Annotated in this window: 1 protein-coding gene and 1 pseudogene; both read right to left on the reverse strand. The window is 55.3% G+C overall.

Features of this window, described 5'->3' with window-relative positions; translation table 11 throughout:
- Positions 1-2,992 (reverse strand): MBG domain-containing protein (locus ACTQ34_RS17640; RefSeq protein ID WP_441364908.1); only part of this gene is annotated, 2,992 nt, incomplete at its 3' end.
- Between the two features lie 92 nt (positions 2,993-3,084).
- Positions 3,085-3,352, reverse strand: a pseudogene (locus ACTQ34_RS17645) (hypothetical protein); the annotation flags it as partial.

The following is a 3,352-nucleotide window of genomic DNA, read 5'->3' on the forward strand; positions in this document are numbered from 1 at the left end:
GATCGGTGGCCGTCAGGCCGGTGACGGTCAGAACCTTGGGTACAATGGTAAAATCGTCGTAAACCACATCTTGCTGATAGTTGGCGGTGGCGGCGATGGTGGCCTTCACGGAGTATTTGCCAGCCTCGGTGGGGACGGTTGGCGAATAGGTTTCATCGGAAGCACTCCAGACCTTATACAGGTAGGTGACTTCGCCGTTCTCTGTGTTGCCGGTCACCACAGGGCCTTTGGGTGTATCGCCGTAGGTCCAGCCGTCCAGGGTGACGGAGGGAGACAGGGACGCCGCGGTGATGGTGTAGGCATTGGTACCGCCGGTAAAGGTAAAGTCGTAGTTCCCGGAATTGGATGTTCCGGTGATGTCATAGCTGCCCACAGGGCTGGAAGAAGTGGCGGAGGTGGACAGGGTATACACACCGGTGTCGCCGGGCACGATGCCGTCATCCGTGGCGGTCAGCTCCGCGATGGCCACGCCGTAGGCGCTACTCTTGGAATCAATGCTCACGGTGACCGCCTTGGGGTTGATGGTAAATGTCTGGGTGGTACCGCTGTCAGGCAGTTTGTAGTTTGTGTTGCCAACTGCCGTCGCCGTGGCGGTATAGTTTTCGCCCGCGTTGGTCTCACCGCCGGTGACGGTGATGGTGCAAGTGTCGCTATTCACCAGCCCGGTGGCCGTGGCGGTGGGAGCCTGCTCACTGCCGTTGTAGGTCAGAGCGTTGTTGCCCCATTGGATACCGATGGTCTTGGGGGCGATGGTCCAGTTCAGGGTGCAGGTGGTCTGAGCGTTCGGCCAGGTATAGTTGCTGTCTTTAAGCTGGAGCGTTACGCTGTAGGTGTTGGCGTTGGTCTGCACCTGCCCGGCGGTGAACGCCACCTTGTCGTGGTACGCATAGCTTTCTTTCAGGGACGCCGTCTGCTCGCTTCCATTGTAAGTGGCTGCCTCAAGATCATCGTCCGTGGGCAGCGCAATTTCACAGGGCTTGATGGTCACCTGGACAGGGGTTTCGCAGACCGTTTCCGCATAGTTGGTCGTTTCATTTGCCCGGTAATATACGTCATAGGTGCCGGCAGCGCTTGCGGTGGGGATGTCAGCGCTCCACGCGCCGTCTGTGCCCAGCCGGTACGAATAGGTGATGCCGGTCACGCCGCTGGTCTCCTCCTGGCTGGAGGCGCCGGTGGTCAGCAGCGCCTTTTCGGCGCCGTCATAGGTCAGGTTCTCTGCCGCCGTGGGCGCGATCAGGGTGTATTCCGGCTTCGTAATGTTCGCGCAGTTAAATACGTAAAGCTGGTGGTCAGAGCCGCCGATGTAATTCAGCTTAATGCCATTGAGGTACTCATCCGTACCCGTCATCGTCGCTTTAACCCTCACCTTCTTATTCGTACCAACCGCATCATCCTCCATCACGCCGATGGGGTCAACCGTTATGGTGAACTTCCCGTCTCTCAGCGCCTCATCCAGCGCGTTCTGCGCATCATCATCGATAGTGATCGGACGAATCGTTCCATCCCATGTGACGTTTACATTGAGATTCCCTGCTTCATAGGGGCGGCTCTCCGCTGTGACGCCCGTTAGATTAATAATCCTGCTACTGATTTTCCAATTCAGAGAGACCGAGTTGGTGCTCCCGTCCTTCCAGGTATAGTTGGAAGATGGCTGAACTGTTGCGGTATATTCCCCGACAGCGGATTCCAAATAGTTCCCGCCATAGGTAATTGCATCAGCAGGGATAATTTTGCTTGTAGTACCATACTCGCCTTCTTTCATGCAGGGCGGAGAGAGCTTCCTTCCTGTGAAGTATTTAACTTGATTCTGCTTCACCTCATCCGAATTCAACTTCAACGCCTGTTTCGCGATGGTGACGGAAACGCTTTTTGTTTCGCTGTCGCTGATCGGAACGGTTGAGGTTCCGTCGTTGAACGTTTCGCCGAAGACCTTATAGTAGACCGTATAGGTTCCGGATTCTCTCGCCGTCGGGATGTCCGTACTCCAGTTAGCATTGTCCATGCTGTACTTCACGGTACCGCCGGTGCCATTCGCGGGGGACACCAGTTCCTGCGTCTTGCCGTTATAGGTCAGTCCCGCAATGGCGGCAGCATCTCTGGTGATCTGCGCCTGCGCCACGATATTGACCGTGATCGGGCCGAACACAAAAGTGTCTTGACCGCTGACGCCGGAGCTTGTGACCTTTTGGCGTGTGACTCGAATATACGCCGTATACGAACCATCCTTGCGGAAACCGGCGTCTTCCGTTGCCTTGGGCTTGGTGTACCAGGTATCATTGCCGTTCAGGCCGTAATTGACCTCCGATGTCCGCTGGGGATTATTGTTCGTGCCGGTAATGACCGGCAGCTTCACGGTGCCGTCATAGGTAAAGGTCTGCACCTTTTTGACGGACAGGGTCTCCTGCATCTTTCTGAACTTGGGATAGCCATAGCTAAACAGGCGCCTGCCGGTGCTGACGCACTTCAGATCGTTATCTTTGAGCTCGATCAGCACCGGCTCATCCGAAAGAAAGACATCGGACACGCTGTTCCAGCCGAGATACATGCCGTCAATGGGCTGATTGTATTGTGGGAAAATGTATTGCGTCTGATTATAATAGGGCGCGGCATTGCCGATGCACTGGATGGTAATGTGCGTCTCGTCGACCACATGAAAACGGAACCGGACGCCTTCGGTGTTGGTCGTGATCGTGGTCGTCTTTTCATAGAACGCGTACTGAACGTCAGACATAACACCATTCGTTTGTTCTTTGTATGCCTGGAGCTGGAGGACATTGCCGCCCGCCCAGATCTCGTAGATGCCGTTGTCCGCCACATACGCCGCAGACGTTAAGGTTCCTCTGCTGTCGAGAACCTCACCATCCAGTGTCTGATTCCATGGGATCAGCACATCGGTGTAGTAGTCATCCGCACCTTCCGCCAGCGCCGTGGCGGGCAGTAAGCTCAGGCACATGGCCAGCGTCAGCAGAATACTGATTGCTTTTTTCTTCATTTCTGTTTCCTCCTTCATAATTGGCGTGTGGTCAAAAGTTTTGATGGGATGGAACATCCTATCATGAAGGGGTATCCCTTCATGATTCCTTTTCACTTCGATGGGCCCCTGGCCCATGCCAGCAGCATGTCCTTCAGGTGGGACAGTTCCTTCCCATAGTCGCCTGTATGGTTGTTTGCCCATACGATTCCTTGCGCGTACCGTTCCGCCATGCCCAGCATGGTCAGGGTGATGGTGGTGAACAATTCCTCTTCCGGGAGATCGGTGCGGATGCTGCCGTCCGCCTTGGCCGCTTCATATTTCCGGTGAAAAAGCATGCCTATGGGCTTTAGTACATCAAGCTGCACCGCAAGCTGCTCC

Source organism: Agathobaculum sp. LCP25S3_E8, assembly GCF_052117165.1.
GTDB lineage: Bacteria > Bacillota > Clostridia > Oscillospirales > Butyricicoccaceae > Agathobaculum.